This window comes from Bradyrhizobium genosp. SA-3 (assembly GCF_004212635.1).
Lineage (GTDB): Bacteria > Pseudomonadota > Alphaproteobacteria > Rhizobiales > Xanthobacteraceae > Bradyrhizobium.
Genome location: NZ_PSRT01000011.1, coordinates 1 through 21,528 on the forward strand (window position 1 = coordinate 1; position 21,528 = coordinate 21,528).

15 protein-coding genes are annotated in these 21,528 nt (G+C 57.9%); 5 read left to right on the top strand and 10 right to left on the bottom strand.

The features are described 5' to 3' along the window. Positions 1-291 precede the first annotated feature (291 nt). From CWO91_RS05190 to CWO91_RS05205, 4 genes are all read right to left on the bottom strand, one after another. On the bottom strand, positions 292-783 hold the full coding sequence (locus tag CWO91_RS05190; protein ID WP_130212519.1) for an adenylate/guanylate cyclase domain-containing protein: 492 nt from the start codon (positions 781-783) through the stop codon (positions 292-294). 144 nt (positions 784-927) lie between these two features. Then, entirely contained in the window at positions 928-1,170 is a 243-nt protein-coding gene (locus CWO91_RS05195; RefSeq protein ID WP_130212520.1) for a DUF1127 domain-containing protein, read from the bottom strand. 282 nt (positions 1,171-1,452) lie between these two features. Beyond that, complete coding sequence (locus tag CWO91_RS05200) at positions 1,453-2,535, bottom strand: winged helix-turn-helix domain-containing protein (protein WP_130212521.1); 1,083 nt, start codon at positions 2,533-2,535, stop codon at positions 1,453-1,455. 322 nt (positions 2,536-2,857) lie between these two features. Continuing rightward, a complete protein-coding gene (locus CWO91_RS05205; RefSeq protein WP_349643564.1) occupies positions 2,858-3,742 on the bottom strand; it encodes a class I SAM-dependent methyltransferase in 885 nt (294 codons plus the stop codon). 344 nt (positions 3,743-4,086) lie between these two features. Between CWO91_RS05205 and CWO91_RS05210 the strand changes: the two genes are divergently transcribed. Then, on the top strand, positions 4,087-6,117 hold the full coding sequence (locus tag CWO91_RS05210) for an adenylate/guanylate cyclase domain-containing protein (protein ID WP_130212573.1): 2,031 nt from the start codon (positions 4,087-4,089) through the stop codon (positions 6,115-6,117). Positions 6,118-6,663: 546 nt separating this feature from the next. Then, positions 6,664-10,065, top strand: coding sequence for an AAA family ATPase (locus CWO91_RS05215; protein ID WP_245471124.1), 3,402 nt, complete (start codon positions 6,664-6,666; stop codon positions 10,063-10,065). A 33-nt stretch (positions 10,066-10,098) separates the two neighbouring features. Here the strand turns inward: CWO91_RS05215 and CWO91_RS05220 are convergent, their stop codons facing one another. Next, positions 10,099-11,553 (bottom strand): patatin-like phospholipase family protein, encoded by a 1,455-nt coding sequence (locus tag CWO91_RS05220; protein WP_130212523.1) that lies wholly within the window; start codon positions 11,551-11,553, stop codon positions 10,099-10,101. An 818-nt stretch (positions 11,554-12,371) separates the two neighbouring features. Here CWO91_RS05220 and CWO91_RS05225 point away from each other — a divergent pair. Then, the gene (locus tag CWO91_RS05225; protein ID WP_165405235.1) at positions 12,372-13,307 is read left to right on the top strand and encodes an ABC transporter substrate-binding protein; all 936 of its coding nucleotides are present in this window, start codon (positions 12,372-12,374) and stop codon (positions 13,305-13,307) included. 668 nt (positions 13,308-13,975) lie between these two features. Here CWO91_RS05225 and CWO91_RS05235 read toward each other — a convergent pair. From CWO91_RS05235 to CWO91_RS45385, 3 genes are all read right to left on the bottom strand, one after another. After that, entirely contained in the window at positions 13,976-14,335 is a 360-nt protein-coding gene (locus CWO91_RS05235) for a hypothetical protein (protein ID WP_165405236.1), read from the bottom strand. Positions 14,336-14,419: 84 nt separating this feature from the next. Continuing rightward, the gene (locus CWO91_RS45380) at positions 14,420-14,581 is read right to left on the bottom strand and encodes an RbsD/FucU domain-containing protein (RefSeq protein ID WP_208752984.1); all 162 of its coding nucleotides are present in this window, start codon (positions 14,579-14,581) and stop codon (positions 14,420-14,422) included. Between the two features lie 136 nt (positions 14,582-14,717). Continuing rightward, positions 14,718-14,852 carry an RbsD/FucU domain-containing protein gene (locus CWO91_RS45385; protein WP_208752985.1) on the bottom strand — a complete coding sequence of 45 codons (135 nt, stop codon included), beginning with the start codon at positions 14,850-14,852 and terminating at the stop codon, positions 14,718-14,720. A 910-nt stretch (positions 14,853-15,762) separates the two neighbouring features. Here CWO91_RS45385 and CWO91_RS05245 point away from each other — a divergent pair. Both CWO91_RS05245 and CWO91_RS45195 read left to right on the top strand, forming a co-directional pair. Then, positions 15,763-16,134, top strand: a complete 372-nt coding sequence (locus tag CWO91_RS05245) for a hypothetical protein (RefSeq protein ID WP_130212526.1) — start codon at positions 15,763-15,765, stop codon at positions 16,132-16,134. A gap of 381 nt (positions 16,135-16,515) precedes the next feature. After that, positions 16,516-16,671: a hypothetical protein gene (locus CWO91_RS45195; protein ID WP_165405237.1), complete on the top strand. Its 156-nt coding sequence runs from the start codon at positions 16,516-16,518 to the stop codon at positions 16,669-16,671. Positions 16,672-18,491: 1,820 nt separating this feature from the next. Here CWO91_RS45195 and CWO91_RS05250 read toward each other — a convergent pair. Both CWO91_RS05250 and CWO91_RS05255 read right to left on the bottom strand, forming a co-directional pair. Then, positions 18,492-19,610 (bottom strand): branched-chain amino acid ABC transporter substrate-binding protein, encoded by a 1,119-nt coding sequence (locus CWO91_RS05250; RefSeq protein ID WP_091894656.1) that lies wholly within the window; start codon positions 19,608-19,610, stop codon positions 18,492-18,494. Between the two features lie 645 nt (positions 19,611-20,255). Then, positions 20,256-21,059, bottom strand: coding sequence for a glycoside hydrolase family 12 protein (locus tag CWO91_RS05255; protein ID WP_091894654.1), 804 nt, complete (start codon positions 21,057-21,059; stop codon positions 20,256-20,258). Positions 21,060-21,528 lie beyond the last annotated feature (469 nt).

A 21,528-nucleotide genomic window follows, 5' to 3' on the forward strand; every position in this document is an offset into this window, starting at 1 on the left:
AAAAGTAGGACTTCGAGGGTGCGCAAATGACCGCTCTGGGTCATTCGCGTCGATTTGGCCGTGTCGCCACCACGTCCGGTCTGGCCCCGGCCGCTGACGTGCCGGGCGCCATCGTGATCTTCGACTTCGGGCCAGGAGCCGACCTTGTACCTTCGCCTGAGGCGTTGTTTCAGCCACGCTGCCTTTTGTGCAGAGGCCCTGACTATCGAGATAATAAATAACACGCGCCTTCGCGGGCTCCGCTTCGGGATGCCAAGAAATGAAAACGGCAGAGGGGCCCAAGCGTTGAAGTCACCTCGCCGAGGTGGCCCGCACGTGCTCTTCAGTCTCGGCCCGATAGAGGTGCACGGCTTCATCAAGTCCCTTCAAGGCATGAAAACCGCAATCGCCGAAGCGAAAGTTTGCGCCGGCGACCAGATCACGAACGGTGTTGGACACGAGCACCTCCCCAGCGCCGGCCAAGGCGCAGATGCGAGCTGCGATGTGCACAGCTATTCCGCTAACGTCGTCCGGCTTTACCTCTATCTCCCCCGTATGCACTCCGCCTCGGACCTGGAGATCCAACGAGCGCACACGCTCGGAGATGGCGGCAGCGCACCGGATTGCGCGGGCAGGACCGTCGAAAGTTGCCAAGAACCCGTCGCCTGTTGTCCTCACTTCCCGTCCCTTGAAGCGTTCAATCTCCAGCCGTGCAATGCGGTCGTTCTGGTCGAGCAGTGCGCTCCAGCGCGTATCACCGAGTTCCGATGCGCGTTTCGTCGAGCCGACGATGTCGGTGAGCATTACCGTTGCGAGGATGCGATCCGGCTCGACGTGGGCGCGTGAGCCCGTGAGCGGCGGGGCAGGTCGCTCGAGGGGTTGCAGAACTTAAGCAAGTCGTTCGCGGGTGCAAGAGGTTCTTCGAGCGGAGCCGCTATGGAACCAGCCTCACTTACTGCTGGAGACACGTGGATCGGTCGAAAAATCGGTGCGAACGAGATAGTCGATCTCAGCCCTCGTAACCCCCATATCTCTAAGTTCTAGATCGCTTAATTCGTCCAGTGTCTCGCGCAAGCTCCGACGGATACGCCAAGCACAAAAGGCGTCAAAATATCTCGCGAGAAAGTTTGGAGGACGGCGTGTTGGCGCAGGCGCCTGCGCCGATCCCGCAGCAGTATAGGTCGTGCTCATGGCTAACTCCTAGGGCAACTACCCATGAGCGACCTTGCCAAGGCACAACGGAGCGTGCTTGACGCCACGCTTACATTATCCTCACCAGCGACTTACTTTTCTATGATCTCGAGTATCAAGCAGAGTGGAGGTGAGCGCTATCTTCGCACCGACCGGCAAGCTTCGTCACGAACCCATGTTAGTTTGGGCTAATAGGTCCGCCATCGAACAGATCTTTGTCAGATGCAGCAGTGGGCCCTGCTCGATTGCGGGCCTCGCGGCCTGTTCGCCCCTCAGGAGCAATCAACTGACGTAAGCCTGATGGCTTGCGCCGATATTCAACGAGCGGCTACACTGCTCGATGGCCTGTTCATATTGCCGGAGGTGCAGGTGCGCAACGCAGAGAATCCGGGCCGTGATGTTACCGTGCAAGGCAACGAGATTTGTTAGGTCACCGTCGAACCAATCGGACCAAATGTCACGAGCGGTTTGAAGATCGGTTAGTGATACGTTGATCCGTACTTGATCTCCGTTGCGTCTCACCGCACCCTGTACGGCCCAGCGGATGCCGAGAACCGATCCAAACTGCTTCAGATCGATCGGCCTATCCTTGTAGATCAAGGCGGTCTCGTGTCCAATAACTAACGTGGCGGGCGTTCGCGCCATGTCGATCGTCAGTTCTCTTGTGATGCTGTCGGCAAATTGGTCCTGCTCTGGATCGTTGTTGAGGTTGGCGAAGGGCAGCACCACGATGGAGAGACGAGGCTTAATTTCGGGTATGGCCTTCCGTACCCCTTGGATCTCTTGAGCTTCCCGAACTGGGTCGGTACGGAGCGTCTTCCAGGCACTCCAATAGCCGGAAAGACCGCCAGCGATTGCGCCGACGGCAGCGACCGATGCCAGCGCAGCGCCGGCAAGCTTCAGTGGGCCTTTGAGGTGACCCAGTCTGTGATGAGATCGGCGTTTGCCTGTTAGTTGTTCATAAGAAGCTGGGACTAAAACCGCTTGCTCTCCGGTCGGATGCGCAAGCTCTAGCTGTTCTGTAGAAGAGACCATCGCGATTGCAGTGCGCCGATCTGCGTCATGCAAGGCGCCTACGAAACGAAATCCCTTACGTGGAAACGTTTTGATCAAACGTTGTCGTTCGCCGGAGTCGCCGATCGCACGTCGGACAGCGTTCAGCCGAGTCGTCAGCGCCGCATCAGATACAATTCGACCATTCCAAATCGCGCTTATGACATCATCTTTGCTGACCACGCGATCCCTGGTGCGGATCAAAAATTCGAGCAGATCGAGGACCTGCGGCGAAGTATGCACGACATCAGGTCCGCGCCGCAACTCACGCAGTTCAGTATCCAATAAATAGTCCTCAAAGAAATAGCGCATGAATATTCCGTGAGCTTGTCCTCAATCTCCAAAGGCAGCGAATATAGCGCGACAATAAGCTTCAGGAAGGGAGGATGTAAATTGATATCAACTGCGCCCAGTTGCCCTGAGGAAACGTCCTGCCGTTGGACTGGTCAGCGTAGCTGCCGCGTTTACCCTGGAGCATCCGACGTAAGATCGGTCTCCTGATGTGTCCGCCTTGGGTCATTCGCGTCGATTTGGCCGCGTCGCCACCACGTCCGGTCTGGCGCCGGCTGCTGACGTGTCGGGCGCCGTCGCGAACTTCGCGTTCGGGCCAGAAGCCGACCACGTTTTAGTTAACCTATTGATGTGCCCGCACGATATGGGCACCAGGTCCGAACGCGATGCCTCGCCCTAGGACCCCGTAATAGTGCTCCGCTATTTCGCTGGCACCGAGATCTTCTACTACGTTAAACCCCACGCCGTGCAGCAAGTGGTGCAACTCGATCGGCTCGAAGAGACTGAGCCAAGGCTCACCTCGCGCGGCCGCTCTTTCTGCAGTTGCCACAATGCTGGCGCGGCGCTCAGCAGGATAATTCTCAAACGGCTCGGCATAATCGAAAACGACAGCAGCTTGTGGTAGCTCGGATATGAACTTCAAGGTGGACGAGACCGCATGCTTTGTCAGATATGGCACAACGCCCAGCCATTGAAAAAAAGCTGGCTCGTCCACCCTGAAACCGACTCTCGTCAGACCATCTGCCAGACTTTCTCGCTCAAAATCGATGGGCGCGAAGACAAGCGACGGCGGCTCGGAGAGGCCTGCGGCCTTTATCCGATCGCGTTTCCACACCTGCGTTGCAGAGTAGTCGACCTCGAAAACACGAAGGCCTAAATCAGCATAGGGATTTCGCAACGAGAATGTGTCGAGGCCAGCACCCAGTACCACGACCTGACGTACGCCACGTGCAACGCAATTTGCTATTGTGTCTTCGGAGCACCGGCTGCGTGCAGCTATGAATAGGCGCATTGGGCGCACGGAGCCATCTCTTGCGATCTCGCTCAAGGACCCCGCCGTCTCCGCGTCTAGTATTCTCAGCGCAAACTGATCCTTGAAAATTGACCCGCCTTCTAAGGTTTGGTGAATGGCGCGGTAAGCAGCCGCCCGCCGAGCGGTTTGACTCGGTTGTCCATCACGCATGCCGATTTCGCCAGTCGTTTGTTGCTGGAACGCGCCTTGTAGCATGTCGGCGGCAAAAACTCACGTTGGCTCGCCCTCCGACAGCAAACCTTGGCGAGATCGACCTCCCGATCCGCTTGATGTCGGCTCGGGTCACGAGAGACGGGTTGGAAGGCAGCCCGTCAGCTTCCCAAGCAGATATTCCAGATCGGCGCCCTAGTTCGCACGAGGGGCGGACATCGGATGCGGCAACTCGCAGGGTTGCGAGACTCCGGGGTCGTAGTCGAACCCCAACTTTCTGCAACCTACCATGTCGAAAGGTGCTAAGCTGGTGCCGCTCATGCAACCGCCCGGTCGTCTAGCGTGTCTCCGCTCTACTGCTCGGGTCGGGGAGAATGGCCGTGCAGCAAATGCACCAGCAGCGCCGCCTCGCAGCCATCCTCGTAGGGGACGTGGTTGGCTATAGCCGACTGATGGGTCAAGACGAACGCGGAACGCTTCGCCGGCTTAAGGTCATTCGGCGTGAAGTCGTTGATCCCAAAATCGCCGAGCATCAAGGCCGTGTCGTCAAGACGACTGGAGATGGCATTCTCATCGAGTACCCCAGCGCTGTGGAGGCTGTAGCCTGCGCGGTGGCTATCCAGCGAACGATGGCCGGGCGCAACTCTGAGATACCTGTGGACCGACGACTAGAGTTCCGGGTCGGTGTGCACGAGGGCGATATCGTCGTCGACGATCAAGACATCTTCGGTGACGGGGTTAACGTCGCAGCGCGGCTTGAAGTCTTAAGTTCGCCTGGGGGACTCTGTATCTCCGGTCGAGTTTACGAGGATCTGGCCGGCAGACTCGAGCTTCCGTTCGAGGACTGTGGCGAGCAGAAGCTCAAAAACATCGCGCGACCTGTTCGTATTCTTAAACTGGGTCCTGAAGCTATTGCTGGGCTCGCGACAATACCGCGCCCAGAGGACGAGCCACATCCAACGGGCTTCTTCCGATGGCTTGGAAGGGCTCCGCCAATGTGGCTGCGAATGAGATCAGCGCGGGCCGCCGTTTTGGTCGCGGCGCTTTCGATCACAGGCGTGGTCGTTTGGCAAAGTATCGGTCGACACCGCGCTCCCAGCCAAGTGAGCGCCAGCATCGCCGGCGCACCTTCAACCCAGCCCAGGGGGCCCACGCTTGCTGTTCTTCCGTTCGACAATCTATCCGGCGACCCTAATCAGGAATATTTCTCGGATGGCATCAGCGATGAACTCATCACTGTCCTGAGCCGCTTCGATCAACTGCGAGTGCTGGCTCGCAACACCACCTTCGCCTACAAGAAGAAAGCCGTGGAAATGCAAGAGCTCGGCCGGCAGCTTCAGGCCCAATATGTGATCGAGGGCAGCTTCAGGCGCGTCCCCGATCAGATCAGCGTCACTGCGCAGCTCATAGATGCGCGCTCGGGGACCCACGTTTGGGCGCAGACCTTCGAGCGGTCGACGACGTCGACAAGCCTCCTCAGCATACAAGATGATATCGCTCATCATATCGGCGCTGCAGTTGGCGACATCCGGACTGGTGCAGTCGCAAAAGCAGAGCTAGAGCGCTCGCGTGCAAAGTCGGCTACCGAGCTTTCGTCCTATGAGTGCGTTCTTCAAGGCTATCAGGCAAGTGCGGCACAGAGCGCCGCAGAGCCGATGCGACGGGCCCGCGCATGTCTGGAGGCCAGTGTAAAGCGCGACCCCAATTATGCCGAGGCGTGGGCGATCCTTACGCGCGTTCTGCAGATACAGTATAGTTGGGGTACCGGACTCGACGACAATGAGAAGAGTATCGATCTCGTTCCCCGCATCATTGAGGCGGGCAATCGCGCCGTAGAACTAGCACCCGAAAATGAAGCTGCACATTTCGCGCTCTTCAATGCCTATTTCGTAACCTGTCAGACCGGGAGAATGCGGATTGAAGCTGACCGCGTGCTGGCCATCAACCCTGATGACGCCAACGCCCTCGGCTCCATGGGCAACCTTCTGGCTTATGCCGGAGACTGGGACTATGGGCGAAAGCTTGCAGAAAAGGGCCTGGCACTTGCAGGGACGGCGGCACCATCCTGGTGGTGGTGGGTGGTCGCAAAGGACCACTATCGGAAGGGGGAGTATGCCAAGGCTCTTGAGATTTTCCAACGGTCCTACTCTGAGCAGAACTGGTTGGACCGTCTGCACCTCGTCTACACGCTCCCTCATCTCGGAAGAATTGACGAAGCCAAGGCCCAAATTCCGCCGTTGCTGAAACTCAAGCCCAACATCAGCGTGCGAGAAGCTGATCGCCTCTACGCTCTGTGGTGCTTCGATGCCGACTTCCGGGACATGATGGTAAAGGCGCTTAGGCTTGCTGGTTTGCGGGAAGAGGCTGATGAAGACGGCTCGCGACAAGGCGACCTCACGGCGATCCGGTCGCAACGCTGAATAGCTGATGGTTTCGTTCGACCAGAACGCTTCGCGCCACAGAACCTCCCCTACGCCTTCGCGCGGGCGTGCTGCCCCGGTTGCTCCAATCGAGTTTTCCGGGTCGTGCTAAAGCGCACACTTGGTGCCGGGATCAGGAGTAACACGGGGCAACGACCGCTTCGGGTCATGAGCGTCTATTCGAACCGCCGTCCGCTCGCATCCGGTCTACCCTGACAAGCCGACAAAAAAAGGCTAGGCCTGCATTTCGGTTTCGGGCCCGAAAGCGGAAGTATCCTAACCGCGCAAGTCTAGTCCTGTCTACTTCTAGAACCGGACGCACATTCCGGCTCGGGTCCGAGTCTCGAGCCTATGGGTCGGTGCTTCAGGTGAGAAGCAAGTTGGCATGCGACCGACGCTGGCGCAAATGGACGAGAATGTCATAAGCATGAATGCATGCTCATCGGCGCATGCGAAGAGCTGCAAATCGGTTAGAACCGTAGCTATGCGTCGGCGTTTTCCCGGTGCGGGCGATTGCGCACGTCGTGGCTGGACGAGCCCCTTCGCATGTCCAGCAAACGTGCTATTATCACGACAGAAGCCATTAGGTTTGCCATGACAGCTATTGCGGAATGGCTAGCATCGATAGGCTTGAGTGAGTACGCGGGGCGTTTCGCCGAGAACGCCATTGATCTTTCGGTCCTGGGCGATCTTACGGAGCAGGACCTGAAGGACCTTGGCGTCTTGCTGGGACATCGGCGCAAGATGCTGCGTGCGATTGCCGAACTTCGGGGCGATGTCCCTTCGGCAGCTCCAACAAGAAGCAAGACGGTACCGCGAGAGGGCGCCGAGCGCCGTCAGCTCACGGTGATGTTTTGCGATCTAGTGGGCTCGTCTGCACTCTCGGTCCGCCTTGATCCCGAGGACTTGCGAGCGGTAATCGGCGCCTACCACGCTTGCATCGCTGAGGTTATCACCAAATCTGAGGGGATCATCGCCCGCTATATGGGGGACGGCGTTCTTGCCTATTTCGGCTTTCCCCAGGCGCACGAGGATGATGCCGAGCAGGCGATCCGCGCCGGGTTGGCGTTGGTGGATGCCGTCGCTAACCTGAAGACAGATGTCGGCGCGGCGCTACAGGTTCGCATTGGCATCGCTACCGGAATGGTTGTGGTCGGCGACTTGATCGGCGAAGGCGCTGCCAAGGAACAGGGGGTGATTGGTGAGACGCCGAATTTGGCCGCACGCCTGCAGGCGCTCGCAATGCCGGGTACAGTCCTGATCTGTGAGAGTACGCGTCGACTCACGGAGGGACAATTCGAATACCGCAATGTCGGCCCGGCTATACTCAAAGGATGGGTAGAACCGCTACCGGCTTGGGAGGTGTTGGGAACGAGCGGGGTGGAAAGCCGTTTCGAGGCGCTGCACCAGACTCGATTGACACCCCCAATCGGGCGCGACGAGGAGATAGATCTGCTGTTACGTCGCTGGCACAACGCCACGCGTGGTGAGGGCAGCGCTGTGGTGCTCACCGGAGAGCCGGGCATCGGAAAGTCGCACATCGCACAAGCGCTCGAAGAACGACTCAAGGAAACCGAACCGCACATCACGCTGCGCCTCTTCTGCTCGGCGCACCACACTAACAGCGCGCTGTATCCGTTCATCCGCCAACTCGAACGAGCTGCGCGTTTCGAGCGAACCGACTCGCCAGATGTGAAATTCGTCAAGCTCCAGGCTTTGCTGGCGCAATCCGGTGCTGCCGCAGACCAGATAGTACCACCTTTGGCAAACCTCCTGTCGGTGCCTGCCGGTGGCCGCTACCAGCTGCCAGAGCTGAGCCCGCAGAAGCGGAAAGAGATCACACTGGCGGCGCTTCTGATGCAGCTCAATACTCTTGCGGCACGTCAGCCCGTCTTCATTGCCTTTGAGGATGCTCATTGGGCCGATCCCACGTCGCTTGAGCTGCTGACGCTTACACTGGAACGAGTACCGCAGCTTCGGGCGCTGGTGCTCATCACCGCGAGGCCGGATTTCATGCCGCCTTGGCCGGGTCATGCGCATGTGACGACGGTTTCGCTCACGCGCCTGAACCGACGCAACGGTGCAGCACTGGTCGAGCGCGTTACGGCCGGCAAGACACTCCCAAAAGAGGTCATGGACCAGATCCTCGCCCGTACCGATGGCGTACCCCTCTTCGTCGAGGAACTAACCAAGACGGTGCTCGAAACAGGCTTGTTGCACGAGCAAGACGATCATTATGTCCTCAGCCGGCCACTGCCTCCGATGGCGATTCCGACGACATTACATGCGTCTCTCATGGCAAGGCTGGATCGGTTGGCCCCGGTGAGGGAGGTGGCTCAGATTGGCGCTGTGGTTGGTCGCGAGTTCTCCTACGAACTGCTGAGCATTGTCGCTGGACTGCCCAGAGAGAGACTTGACGAGGCGCTTGGCCAGTTGGTTCGATCGGAGCTGATATTTTGCCGAGGCGAGATACCCCGGGCGGTTTACACCTTTAAACATGCACTCGTACGGGATGCTGCCTATTCGGGACTTCTGAAGAGTCGGCGCGCGGCGCTGCATGCCATGATTGCAGACGCCTTCGAGCAGCGTTTCCCGGAAATCGTGGAAGCTCAACCGGAAACAATCGCGCATCATCTAACCGAGGCGGGACTGTTCGAAAAGGCGACGGGATATTGGCTGCTGGCAGGCAGGAAAGCCGCCATGCGCTCCGCCAACCTCGAGGCCATCGCTCAACTGGAGCGGGGTATCGAGACCACTATCCACTTGGCCAATGGTGAACGAAAGGACAGGTTAGAGCTTGATTTTGCAGTCGCGCTGGGACCCTGCCTCATCGCTACCCAGGGCCCCGCTTCTAACAAAGCGGTGGCAACCTTCGCTCGCGCGCGGGAGCTGTGCGAGCGCCTCGGAGATCCCCCTGAACAATTACAAATTATGTTCTGGTTGACGACCGCGAGCGTCATTCGCGGCGAGTTGCCGGTAGCCCAGGAAACAATCGCGGCACTGCTTCATCTCACCGAGACGCGCGGCGATCGGCCAGCGCTGCTCAATGCGACCCGCGGTCAGGCCATGATTCGCCTTTTCATGGGACGTCTCACGGATGCCCGCGAGGCTATCGAGCGCGCGGTTGCGGAGTTCGAGGCAAGCTCTGAGGATGACAGATTGGCCGCCCGAGCAGCCGGTCAGGATGCCGGAGTAGCCGACCTTGCGCTGATGTCATGGGTTCTCTGGCTGCTCGGTCACTTTGATGCAGCAAGCGCACGCATGGATGCCGCCATTCAACGGGCCGACGTCATCAATCATCCTCACTCGCAAGCGTATGCCTGCTACTATGCTTCTGTTCTCCACGCTCTTCGCGGCGAAATGTCTCGCGCGCAACGCTATGCAGACCGCTGTCGCAGCTTGTCGGAGGAGCACGGATTCCGCCAATGGCACGGGCTGGCGCAGGCCGTCCGTGGCATATGCGTGACATTGCTTGACCCCTCCTCCAGCGCCGTTGAGGAGATCCGAGCTGCAATGGACGAATATCGTGGCGCGGGTTACCAACTGGGAATCACGGCGCTATATGTGCTGTTGTGTCCGGCTTTGCTGCTTGGACAGGATTACGAGGCTGCGACGGCGCTTATCGAGCGGGGCCTGACGACAACTAGTCGCAATAGCGAACGGATATTTGAGGCCGAGTTGTATCGATTGAAAGCGCGCACGCTGATGCTTCGCGGTTCAAGGAATGCCGGAATCGAGTTGCTCCAAAAGGCCTTAACGACCGCAAGTGCCCAACGGGCCAAGGCTCTTGAACTCAGAGCCGCAATGGATCTTGCCGCCCTCTGGGTGGAGGAAGGCAACCGTGAAGAAGCGGTCAAGGTCCTCGCGCCCGTCTACGACTGGTTCACCGAGGGCTTTGAGACGCAGGACCTCAAGCAAGCACGGGCTTTGCTCGATCGATTGCGATGATCCCAGGTGGAACGTCGCGATAGTTCAGATCTTCTAGCTCTCGGCGAGCGCTTTCTTCAGCTTTTGATAGTCGTCGCGAATTCGTCGCCAATCGGCATCTTGCTCGGGTCTTTCGTTGATGAACAGCGGTTCTCCGGGATGGGGTGTATCCTTGTTTTGGCGATATTGCTTGATCGCTTGCTCCGCAGACTCTCGCCCCAGCTTTCGCCCATTGTCCAGGTTGCTGTGATTCCATTTGAAGTTGATGTGCCCGGGAACGTGAATTTCGACAACCGTGCCGTTCCATACGTCGTTTGAACTGTGAACTTGCGTATCTTTGGCCTTCTTAGTCTTCGCAGCGTCATTCTTCGAAGCTTCAGCTCTTGTTGTTTTTGAATTCTGGTCTTCCGCGCCGTTGCCCTTCGATGTGTCGCATTTTCGTTTGTCGTACCGGACGTGGTATTTGAACAGCTTGACGTCATCTTCGCCAACCGAAGCTGCAAACAATTGGCAGAGATTTGCCAGCGCATCGTGAAGATTGTCTGGCTTTCGGATTTGTTTAGAATCGACAATCCGGCTAATCCATATTTCGTCGAGCTTTTGCCCTCTCACCTGGAGATCGAGCAATCCCTCGAAATTGACCGTGTCCACCAAGGCCCCTTCGCAGTAGGTCGTTCCATCGATCTCCACGGTTTCTTCGATGAAGGGAAGAGCCGAGCACGCGCATAAGGACTGTGCGGTGATAGGGCCGCCGTACCTCTTCTTTATGCTTTCGTCGGTCTTGTTCAACACCGGCATCGGACGATTTGCGAAGTACGTGAGCTCGTGATGATCCAGGTCCCACGCGTTGTGAAAGATCAGGGGTTTCTTCTCCGCGTCGTCGCGACCGGATGGGGACAGCCGGTCGAATTTGATTTTCTTCATGAACTCGCTCTCCGGGTAGTTTATTCTGGAGAGTCCGTTGAACTTGGATAGGTACATCAGGGATGTCAGATAGCGGATAAAGGGATTAGGAGCCATCACCTGGTTGAGTATCCATCGATTGAGATCTCCTTCGTCCAACCTCTTGAAGGATCTCCTTTCACCGGTCGGTAGTTGGTCCATCACAATGGATAGGGATTCCTGGACGTAATCGAACATCCTGTAGGGCTGCCATTGAAAGTCCCTATAATTCTTGGGGTCACTAACGAATTTGTTGAATGCGTCTATGTTGCTGCGCCAATCCGGGCCGAACACGGTGTTTATCGGGAAGCGCCTGTACCCTTCATCATCTCGAAATACGCCATCTCTGAAGAATTCGTATGTTTCTTCGACCTTACCTTTAGCATTGGATTTGTCTGACTGGTTGTAGACGACACCGACCCATGCACCGATGCAAGACAAAGACCATACGTCGAACTTCAGGTCGGGCTGATTGGCAAGGGCCTCCAGAACCCCGATGTGCAGCCCCGCTGCCGGCCCACCTCCACCAAGCGTAATTGCTCTACGCGGCTCTCCGTTGGTTGGCATTTGAATACTCCTTACGCATTATCGTCGACGCTCCAATCAAGTTTAAAATTCCGCAACGGTAGCAGATTAATTCCTTTTGAAACAATTGTGAAGCAGATCCTGTGAGCGGACAGGTTGTGATCGAAATCGAATATGGCAGCCGACCTGACACAGACCGATGGCTCTCTTGTTGTTGGCGAACGATACAGTTTGGAGCGAGCTAGAGAACTTCGAGACCTTTCAAGAGAAAGAACATTTACCTGCCTTTCAAAGACGCGCCGGAGTATTTCGCAAGTGCAATCCTGAGTGGCTGCCAATGAACAATAATGAGTCCGCCTTATGCCGCGCTGTCCACGCAATGTGTCCGTCAGCCTCGGGCCAGGATCGGTGTTCTAGGCCTGCGAGGGGCTAGTCCGGTGCTGGTCTGGAAGCGGACGGTGCGCAGCTGTCACCGATGGACCGCTGCGGGTCACAACCGGTAAGGCTCGGCACATGATTTCTGCTTCGCTTCCAAGACCCGACATGTCGGCTCAAGCTGGAGCGTGGCGGTCGCCGCTGCCGCGGCCGCTGTGCCGATTGGTTGTCGGCCATCGCCTACTTGCCACGCGCATTACCGCGATACATGCCGGCGCCGCGCCGCATGATCTCCGCATATGCGATTTCTTTGCAGGCGAGCCGCGCACGCGCGGACGGACTGAGAAAATAGATATATCGCATCTGGTAGCCGTCGAGGGGCACCCCACGCGCCCTTTCCTGTGTGCTATAAGCTGCCCGTTTTGATGCCTCGGGTCGGACAAATGAGGCGGCGTCGATTTCTTGGTATGCTTGGTGTCGTGGCCATGTGGCCGCTCGTCGCCCGCGCGCAGCAACGGGAGCGGATATCGACCATTGGATACTTGGGCGCAACTACGGCCTCGGCCCAGAGAAAATCTCTACCTGCTTTCTTGCAGCGACTGAGCGAGCTCGGTTGGCCCGAGGGGCGGAAGGTGGCTATCGAATATCGCTGGGCGGAGGCCAGCAACAAGCGCGCCGCCGAAATCGCGACTGAATTTGTGCGCAAGAAGGTCGATATCATTGTCACTGCGGGAGCTGGACCCGTTATAGCGGCGAAACAGGCGACCTTGGACATCCCGATCGTCTTCGCGATATCGACCGACCCAGTTGGCACCGGGCTTGTCGCCAGTCTGGCGCGACCAGGCGGAAACGTCACGGGGCTGTCGTATCAAGGGTCCGATCTAAGTGGTAAGAGACTGGAGCTAATTCGCGAGCTGGTCCCGAGTTTGCGCCGATTGGGAGTCCTCGCCAATCCCGGTAGTGCGGGAGCTGCGTTAGAGATGCGCGATGTGCAGAAGACGGCCAAGTCTGTTAATCTCGAATTTGTCACACCTGAATTCCGTCGCGTGGAGGATATCGGGACCACCTTCAAAGCACTGAAAGGCAGGGTAGACGCTGTCTATGTGTGTGCTGATCCGCTTGTAAATAACAACAGGGGTCGGATCGCCACGTTAGCGTTGGAGGCGCAGCTGCCGACTATCTATGGTGAGCGGGAGCACGTCGAAGAGGGAGGCCTGATATCTTATGGACCCAACCTCACTGACCTTTATCGCCGCGCTGCTGAGCTCGTCGACAAGGTTCTGCGTGGCAGGAAGCCGTCTGATCTTCCCGTGGAGCAGCCGACGAAATTTGATCTTGTGGTCAACCTTAAGACCGCCAAGATGCTGGGCATCGAAGTGCCGACGACGCTCGTCGCTCGCGCCGAGGAGGTGATCGAGTGAAATGCTTGCTTGTTTGTTGCAGTGCACAGTCCGGAATTTGGCCCATCGCCTCAGTTCGCTGCCCGCAGCAATTGCGTCGCTTATTTAGCGAGCCGGCACGACCGACGACTTCGCGGTCAGCAGCCCGAGCCGTTTCAGATGCTTGAATCAACACTGCCAGCCGGCGCTCGAAGCGTTTAATCGTCTAAACGGCTGCTGTATGGTCTGGCCCTCTAGGAAGCTGGTGCACTGCTTCGAACAAATGCCAAAGCAATTGCGTCAGTTTTCGTAGTTCCTTGAGATGGGCGGATTTCAGCACGCGCTTGGTGTCGCTATTGTCTCATTGGGAAAGCGAGCTGAAGCATGTTGTTCATTCCGGACAAGATCGCCGTGAGGCGTCCAGCATAACTGCAGCAGCCGATTGTCCCGCAAGGCATCCTGGACGCGGCGCAGGAGAAGGCGGCGGCGATCACCAGGGGCCGATCTCGCGCCGGATTGGATCAAGATCGTCATCGCAATCGGGTTACTTGCCTGCTCATTTGCCGCAGGTGGAGCTGATCATCGAATCTGAGAGCACGCTCTGCCCGTGCGGCTGCCGCGCGATGACGAAGATCGGCGAGGACGTCAGTAAACGCCTCGACGTGATCCCGGCGCAATGGCCCGAAGTTTCTCCTAGCCGCGCCGCCCGATCACCCGCAATTCCAGATCGGCCCGATCGGCGTCCGCGTCCAACACGGCCCGAAGCTCCCGCCGTTGTAGCGGCCGCCGCCAAAGCCGGGACTGCCGAAATAGTGCCACTCGCCATCCCAACCGTAGTACTGAGGAACCGGGTCAATATACCAGTGGCGCCGGTCGGCGCGCGAGAGCCGACGCATCGCGTCCTTCTGCTTGTAGAGCGGAATGCTGTTAGTCAGCGGCTGGCGATAGCCTGGCAGGAAGCCGTAACCTTGCCAGACCGGCTTGGGCCGCTTTTGAATTGGCGCAGCGTTCGCGACGACCGGCAGCAGCGACACGATGACAGTAGCAGTTAGACACACAAGGCGAGACATGGATCGACAATAGTCGGTCGGTTGCGCGGAGGCCATTCAAATTTGGGTGCAGAGTTCTGCGCAATTTTGCGCAGAATTTTTCTCTTAGCTGATCACGCCCTTCCTGATCAGGAAGCACCCATATCCCCTGCTGTCACCCGCCTGCACGACGCCGAAGCCCGAAGCCGCCGCGCGATAAAAATCCGGACGCGAGAGCTTGCCGGGACTGATGGCGCGGCCGACCGAGCGCTCGAACTCGGCCAGCACCGTGCGCTGCGTCCGGGCACACGGTCGGGATCGTCGACCGGCATCATCACGCACACGGATCGACGACATCGTCGAGCGGATAGAGCGTTAGGATGGCGCGGACGGTCCTCTCCATGACTCATGCCCGGCAGCTGGATCAGGCGCTCCGAGCAGAGTCGCCGCGACAATGCGGGTGGTTGGCGTCGACCACCACGAGGCAGTCGCCATGGCCCATGGGGGCGAGCAGCCAGAGCAGCTCGGGCGCTAGGATCGTATTGATCGATTTCAGCATGTGACGAACTATCCTCCCAATCGATCGCTTACGTTTGTCTCCCTAACCCTTCGCCATCATCAGACACCGCGGGCCAGAACACTCCAAACTGTCGTTCATCGGTGGCAAAAAAAGCCCGGCCTCATTTCGATGGCCGGGCCGAAGTCTGTCGTCGACAGAGGGAGAACTGCCGACGGTTATTTGCGGCAAAACGTTCACCGCAAATTCTAATTGCGAAAGGATCAATGATCGGAGAAATCTGGCGTCATTTTTTTATCAGACGATATTGATGTGCGGCTCAACACTGGCTCGCACAAACCTTGAAGTGTGTATTGTCCGTTGTCCTGAGGATCATCAAAGTCATACTGACTAATGAGCGGCGCCGAACAGGGACGATCCGCGGTTGTTAGAACGGCGTCAACGTGCCGGCCGCACAGCGCAGTAACCCAGCATTTCCTGGGCTGGGACGAAGTACGTTGTTGTTCGCATGCGAGCACTCGGAGCCCGTTCGCGCGATCCCACAGGCGGGGATTGGGGCCGTGTCGCCCTCTGCTGTACACACATCGACCGCATTGGTATCATCGTCTCACCGGTGGCAGCAAACAGCGGGCCGGTCCGATTTGCCGGGCATCCTCGTCAGCTACTTCGCAATGGTACAACGTGACGCCACGTGCGATTCAAGGCCTTTTAGCTCATCCGCATAAAATTCAAGCCGCCGATCTCTCACAGGCAGCTGAGGGATCCGCCAGCGGTCGACGTGCGTGTCGCATTCTGTTTTTGAATGGGCTTGTACACGTGAGCGCTCAAGGCACATTGCACGTCATATTTTGTGTGATGTCGTATGTGTTCGTCTTTTCCAGAAGATCACGTGGTTTCTAAGTGGCGACCATGGTCATCATTTTGGAAGCTACTTGTTGGCTATCCGAATAGCATGGCCAGCGTCGACGATCTCAAACTCGAGATGGTCATTCCGGCCAAGAGCGGACAGGATTGGTCCGAGCGCACCAGGCTACTTGCCGCGCGGATGCCCGATCTGAGCATCTTTACAATGGGGCTTGTGGAACTGCGGCTCATTCGGCTGGTCCGTCACAGTGAAATGCCGAGCGGTATTGGCCAACATGGAAAGCCACTCTCCTGTGGTCGAGAGCATTGTCTGACGATGCAGATGTTATGGAGCGCGAGCGTGCTGGCGTTCTTCGCGGACTCCCACCGACGGCGCCGAATCCGCGTTGGTGAGCAGGGGCAAGATCGGCGTGGAGGCGCCGTCCACGTCCTGGATTGCCTGGATTTCGCGCGCGGCTAATCCATTCTCCACACAGACCACTACAGTAACGAAGCTTTGGACCAGAAAGGTCGTGTTTTTGATACGCTGTGCCCACGCTCAAATGTTTGGAGCAAACACGCTGCTAACGAGCGCAAACTGCAAGTCGAATTGTGTCAGCCGGATCGCGATGGGCGCGAGCTGCTCACAGTTCTATTTTGCTTGCCTGGGATTTCGAAGGGCAGCTGATGCGCGTCGCGCTGGTCAAGCCGCGGAGGTGTCGAAGGAGGGAAGGAGGCGGTCGTTGATCGTAGGGACCGGCAACGGCCGGTCGCCTATCATTACGACTCCATCCGGGGATACAATGACGCGCGCGCAGCAAGGCTCGCCAACCGGCTGGGCCTCAGCTTCAGTCCAGCCGACATGGCCAAGCAGCAGAACAGCTATGATTGCGGCGTTTTTGTCGTGGACGGCACGCGCGCGCTGCTCAGGGGATTGGCAACAGGTAAGCCAGACCCGCTGAACCTCAAGAATCTCGGCGTCAGCCGGCCGGCACTGCAAAACCGGCTAAGGAGCTGAGGTCGGCTCGTGCCGATGGAATTGATTGGAGCGGCTCTCGCCGATGCCGGCGCCAAGCCAGTATGGCTGGTGACCGCCGGCGTGGATGTCGACGGGCGGGACGCGCAATGCGCATTTGGTGCGGCAAGAAACGCCCCGTTCTATCGCCGGGGTACGCCAACCATCAACTATCACCACCAGCTGCGTGGTCTCGATCATTCTGCACGGTTCCCTTTGATGTTCAACCTCTTCTGCTCTCCTCTTCGAGCTCATATTCGATGTTGGGGATCACCACAGAAGTTCCGATAACAACCTCCTGGCCATTCCCATTCCCAATCTCGATGACAAACCGCTTGCTTCTCGAACAAGGACGAAGCAGGGCGGCCAGCGCCGAGCCGCGATCACCTTCCAGCCGAGCGCCAAGGCTCGGGAGGGCATAGCCAAGTTGGGCTCAAGACCGACGCCTTCCGCATTGCGCCGTGGCAGCACCTAAAAGGCAATTCCTTTGCGGAGTTGGCGCAATGCGCTGCGCAAAATCGACACGTCTGATTTTCTCTCGATCATGCGGGCAGGTGAATGGTCACCGTCCGGTCAAGGAAAGCATCGACATTAAAGCGCGCGATGCGGATCGCCTCCGCACTGCAGACGCGGTTTTGATATCTGTGGAACACGACCGGCGGACCGTTCCAGCAGGAACGGCGATCGCGTCGTGAGCCTGGGACGGATGTTGTTCCAGGTTTGATGGGTCTGGTTGATATGTGAATGCAAATCAGGAAGGCAATTGGATCCGATGTGGCTATTTCCGCGAGGGCCGTCCCGAGGGGGCAAAACTCGATCTCGTGCTCCTCATGGCAAGCGAGTTTTTGTACGAGACGCTCAGATCTGTAGCCGGGATGGCACACTAAGCGGAGGCGGCAAGATCGTGGATCGCTGCGTACGATGTTTACTGGCGCAAAAATGCCGATCTGCCGGTACAATCCCGGGCAAGGGGTATGCTCGAGCCGTCGTTCGCGCTTACCTAGTCGGATAGAGGTTCAACATGAATCATGCGGCTGGGAACCGCTATGAAGTATCAAGAATGACAGATGAACAGCGCGAGTTGGCGCGGTGCAGGCAAGAAATAGTGCGTCTCAAAGAGCTGGTTGTGCAGCTTTCTGAGCTCGTCCTGCGCAATGTCGCGGAAAATGCCGAGGGCCGAAAGTCGCAATGCGGGTGACGCGCTCGGCGGTATATCGAATGATCAGTCGACAGACGAGGAACGGTAGACAAAAGCCATTGTAATCCGCAGCGCGGCGTCCCCGGGGGTAGAGGGACCGGCCCCGCCTTGTTCTCCATGGGCCGGACAGTAATCTCAGGTCGAAGCTCTTCGTGGATCAACGGGCACGAGCGACGTGTCGCACGGAAGCATGTGGGACTACAAGTTGTCGAACAGTCGCCTCATCTGCCGACCGCTCAAAGATTTGCATTAGTCAAGCCTGATAAGCTCCATTGAGTCCAAGCCGTGAGGCCTTCCTGCAGGAGCGGGCTGTGCATCGATCGGAAGTAAAGATAAAACGATCAGCTATGTATGCGATGCTCGCTTTAGGCCGATGGCGAGCTTTGATATCTCTGCCGGATCGCCAAACCCGCTGGCGCCGATCTCGCTAATCTTCTTTGCCACGATTTCGGCGATAAGGTCGTCTCGATCAACCAGGCAAAAGCGAGCGCAGGGACCTTGCATAGGCCGAGCTCAGACATTCAATCTCTTCCGGCCGCAACTTGCTGCCCTGGAGCACTCGATCAATCGGCGTTAATCACCGCCCCGGGAACACGCCAGCTTTGATGCGTCGGACCAAGATGCGTCAGAATGCGCTCGGGTTAGTCTCGCTATAGCCGCCCTTGTCGTCCCACCTATAAACGACATAGTCGAGCTGCTTGATGTCACCCTTGGCATCGTATTCCAGTTTGCCGATCACCGTGTCCCAGGAGCCCGCTTTGATCGTGTCCATCACCTTCCTCGGATCGGTGGTGCCGACTTTGGTTGCGGCTTGCGTCCAGACCTGGACAGCAGCGTAAGTATAGAGCGTGTAGCCTTCGGGGTCGATATTCCTGGACCTGAATGTATTGACGATCGCAGCCGCCGTCGGTTTTTTGCGCGGGTCGGGGCCGAAGGTGAAGAGCGTGCCTGCTCCAGCCGCGCCGGTGATGGAGGCATATTCCTTGTCAGCCAACGCGTCGCCCGACATCAGCACGGTCTTCAGGCCCTGATCGCGCATCTGGCGCAAGATAAGGCCCGCTTCCTGGTGATAGCCACCGACATAGACGAGATCGATATTGTCTCGCTTCAGGCGCGAGACGATCGCATTGAAGTCCTTGTCGCCCTTGTTATAGGACTCGTACATCTTCTCGATGATGCCGGCCTTGTTGAGGGACTTCTTCGTCTCCTCGGCAAGCCCCTTACCATAAGTGGTCTTGTCATTCAGAATGGCGATGTTCTTGCCGTTGAAGTGCTTCTTAATGTACTGGGAGGCAACCTGGCCCTGCTGGTCGTCGCGGCCGCAGACGCGCGCCACGTTCCATAGCTTGCGCTCGGTGAATAGCGGGTTGGTCGAAGCCGGCGTGATCTGCAGCACGCCGCCATCCGCATAGGCTTCCGAGGCAGGGATCGATGACGAAGAACAAAAGTGACCGGCAACGAATGGGATCTTGGCGGCGGCGACCTTCTCCGCTACCGATCGCGCCTGCTTGGGATCGCAGCCATCATCCTCGACGTCGAGGGCGATCTTCTTGCCGAGTACGCCGCCGGAAGCGTTGATCTGCTCCACCGCCATCTCTGCGCCGTTCTTCATTTGCCGCCCGAAGGCGGACTCGCTCCCGGTTATCGGTCCAGCGACGGCGATGGTGATGTCCTCCGCCAATGCCGCGCTGGACAGCACAATCGCTGCTCCAAGTGCAAAGCCGATCAGCTTGAGCGATTTCATGGCGTGGTCCTCACAGGGTAAACGCAGCGGCGAGTAAGATCGAGCAGAGCAAAGCGCCCGGCGGCGGTCAGTGCCAGGAGCAGCCGGAGATAAAGTCATGGTCGCACATCAAACCCCTTCGATTGCACTGCCATGAGGGAGCGGGAGCCCACCTCGACATGGTGAGAAAACGGACCGCCTCGCCGAAACATACAACTGTTCGGGGCACTATCGGCCGGCAGCTCATCCCTCGAGAATAATACATGCACATTTGCCGATGTCGTTCCAGCAGGACGACGAGCGGGGGCGCATGCGCAAAGAAAGACCGTATGAACAAGCAATGTTAACGTAGGACGCGTTCGTCCCGTCTCAGCTTCGTAGCGCATTGCTAATCGCATACCGGCCCGCCAGTCAACGCATAGGGTTAGATGGACACTAGCCGAATCCCGCGTCTATGAAAGAGCGAGGTCAGTCCGTAACGTACACAGCTCGCAGCTTCTGAAACCCGCCGGCTGGCCGAGAACGACCTCAAGCCGTGGCGCAGGGGCATGTGGTACATTCCCCATGTCGACGGCGAATACGTTGTCCGTATGCAAACGGCAAGCCGAGGTCGTCAGTTGGCGCCGCTCAATGGCAAAGCGCAGATCACATCTTCGCCCACGATCTTCACTTTGAGGTCACGGTCCAGTCGTTGAAATTGAAGTTCATTCCCCCTGGGGACGAGGTGATCTCGACGCCGTATTGGACGCTACCGACGTTTATGTCGCCGAAGTAGCCCTTTGACTTGATCCACTGCAGGATACTCTTGATGTCCACTGTCCCGCTGTTCGTCTTCGAAGTGCGCAGGAGTGAGATGACCTTGTGACCATTAAAGCCTTCAAACACGTTCCAAGTCGCCCCGCCCACGTCGACGTTGGTGTAGACCGGGATCGCCGCCCCGGAAGGATCCTGCCGATAATGATAAGAAATTGGTTTGACGTTGCCGCTGCCGTCCGGATTTCCGGTGTAATTGGTCCAGAGCATTATCTCATGCTGGTTTGTGCTGTCCCAGATATCGTAGGCGACGTCCCAGGCGCCGCTAGTGGGAACACCCTGATTGAAGCTCGATTGCAGAGTGTTGATTGAACTCAGCGGTTTTCCGATATTGAAGGCCTCATGCGGATAGCTCTTGATGCCAGCAGTATTGGGCTGGTTCGACCACACGCCCCACTGGTTGACTGCATGCACCGAAATCGTTTGAGGCCCAGCGCCCGCACCCCATACGTCGTTGTTCCAAGAGTAGCCATCGCGTGAGAAGGTCCCGTATGGTTCACTCGAACGCCAAATCGGAGCCTTTGCCGATGCAGGCGCAGCAGACGCTGGCCTGGCTTCACTCATAGCCTGCCTAAATAGATTATGGTCCTCCTGTGTGCGGACGTACCCCGTTGGGGACCCTGGCGAGCCGGCACCGTTTATCCGATTGGAATCCATAATGCTCTCCTTGCTCTTATTCGAACAAAGTCTCTTGCCGATCCGTCGATCGGGTATCCCACGTTCGTCACCAGTCCAGTCATAGGCGGCATCGGCATCTAGAGACCAGGTTCGAATGCTAGGAAGGTTGGCTTTCGAGAAGCTGACGAGTGCCTATCTACGGTGATTATGATTCTTTGAAAGTGCTGGGGTAAGCGCGGCCCAAGCGCGAAGTAAGCAACACGTGCGGGGTTCGGGCACGATCGCGCCGGATAGGTCACTGTCTTCCAATTGACGTTCCCGTCTTGCTGCCCTGGTGGTTGAAAGGCGCATGTCTGTCCCTGTACCGCCCTGCCGGGCGGACGCCGCTTGCCCCTTTCAGCGACGGCGGCGTGGAAGGTTCGTGAGTTGAGCCGCGAGCCGTTGCGCTGAAATGCAAGTGGATCGGGCTCGACACGACAATGATCAAGGCAGGGGCGTAGAGACTTTA

Excerpts from the sequence above, each read along its gene's own strand:
- CWO91_RS05225 (WP_165405235.1), top strand. The coding sequence starts at position 12,372 with ATGTGGCCGCTCGTCGCCCGCGCGCAGCAACGGGAGCGGATATCGACC.
- CWO91_RS05250 (WP_091894656.1), bottom strand. The coding sequence starts at position 19,610 with ATGAAATCGCTCAAGCTGATCGGCTTTGCACTTGGAGCAGCGATTGTG.
- CWO91_RS45385 (WP_208752985.1), bottom strand. The coding sequence starts at position 14,852 with ATGCTGAAATCGATCAATACGATCCTAGCGCCCGAGCTGCTCTGGCTG.
- CWO91_RS05215 (WP_245471124.1), top strand. The coding sequence starts at position 6,664 with ATGTCCAGCAAACGTGCTATTATCACGACAGAAGCCATTAGGTTTGCC.
- CWO91_RS05210 (WP_130212573.1), top strand. The coding sequence starts at position 4,087 with ATGCACCAGCAGCGCCGCCTCGCAGCCATCCTCGTAGGGGACGTGGTT.
- CWO91_RS05235 (WP_165405236.1), bottom strand. The coding sequence starts at position 14,335 with ATGTCTCGCCTTGTGTGTCTAACTGCTACTGTCATCGTGTCGCTGCTG.
- CWO91_RS05190 (WP_130212519.1), bottom strand. The coding sequence starts at position 783 with ATGCTCACCGACATCGTCGGCTCGACGAAACGCGCATCGGAACTCGGT.
- CWO91_RS05220 (WP_130212523.1), bottom strand. The coding sequence starts at position 11,553 with ATGCCAACCAACGGAGAGCCGCGTAGAGCAATTACGCTTGGTGGAGGT.
- CWO91_RS05205 (WP_349643564.1), bottom strand. The coding sequence starts at position 3,742 with ATGCTACAAGGCGCGTTCCAGCAACAAACGACTGGCGAAATCGGCATG.
- CWO91_RS05200 (WP_130212521.1), bottom strand. The coding sequence starts at position 2,535 with ATGCGCTATTTCTTTGAGGACTATTTATTGGATACTGAACTGCGTGAG.
- CWO91_RS05245 (WP_130212526.1), top strand. The coding sequence starts at position 15,763 with ATGGCCAGCGTCGACGATCTCAAACTCGAGATGGTCATTCCGGCCAAG.
- CWO91_RS45195 (WP_165405237.1), top strand. The coding sequence starts at position 16,516 with ATGGCCAAGCAGCAGAACAGCTATGATTGCGGCGTTTTTGTCGTGGAC.
- CWO91_RS05195 (WP_130212520.1), bottom strand. The coding sequence starts at position 1,170 with ATGAGCACGACCTATACTGCTGCGGGATCGGCGCAGGCGCCTGCGCCA.
- CWO91_RS05255 (WP_091894654.1), bottom strand. The coding sequence starts at position 21,059 with ATGGATTCCAATCGGATAAACGGTGCCGGCTCGCCAGGGTCCCCAACG.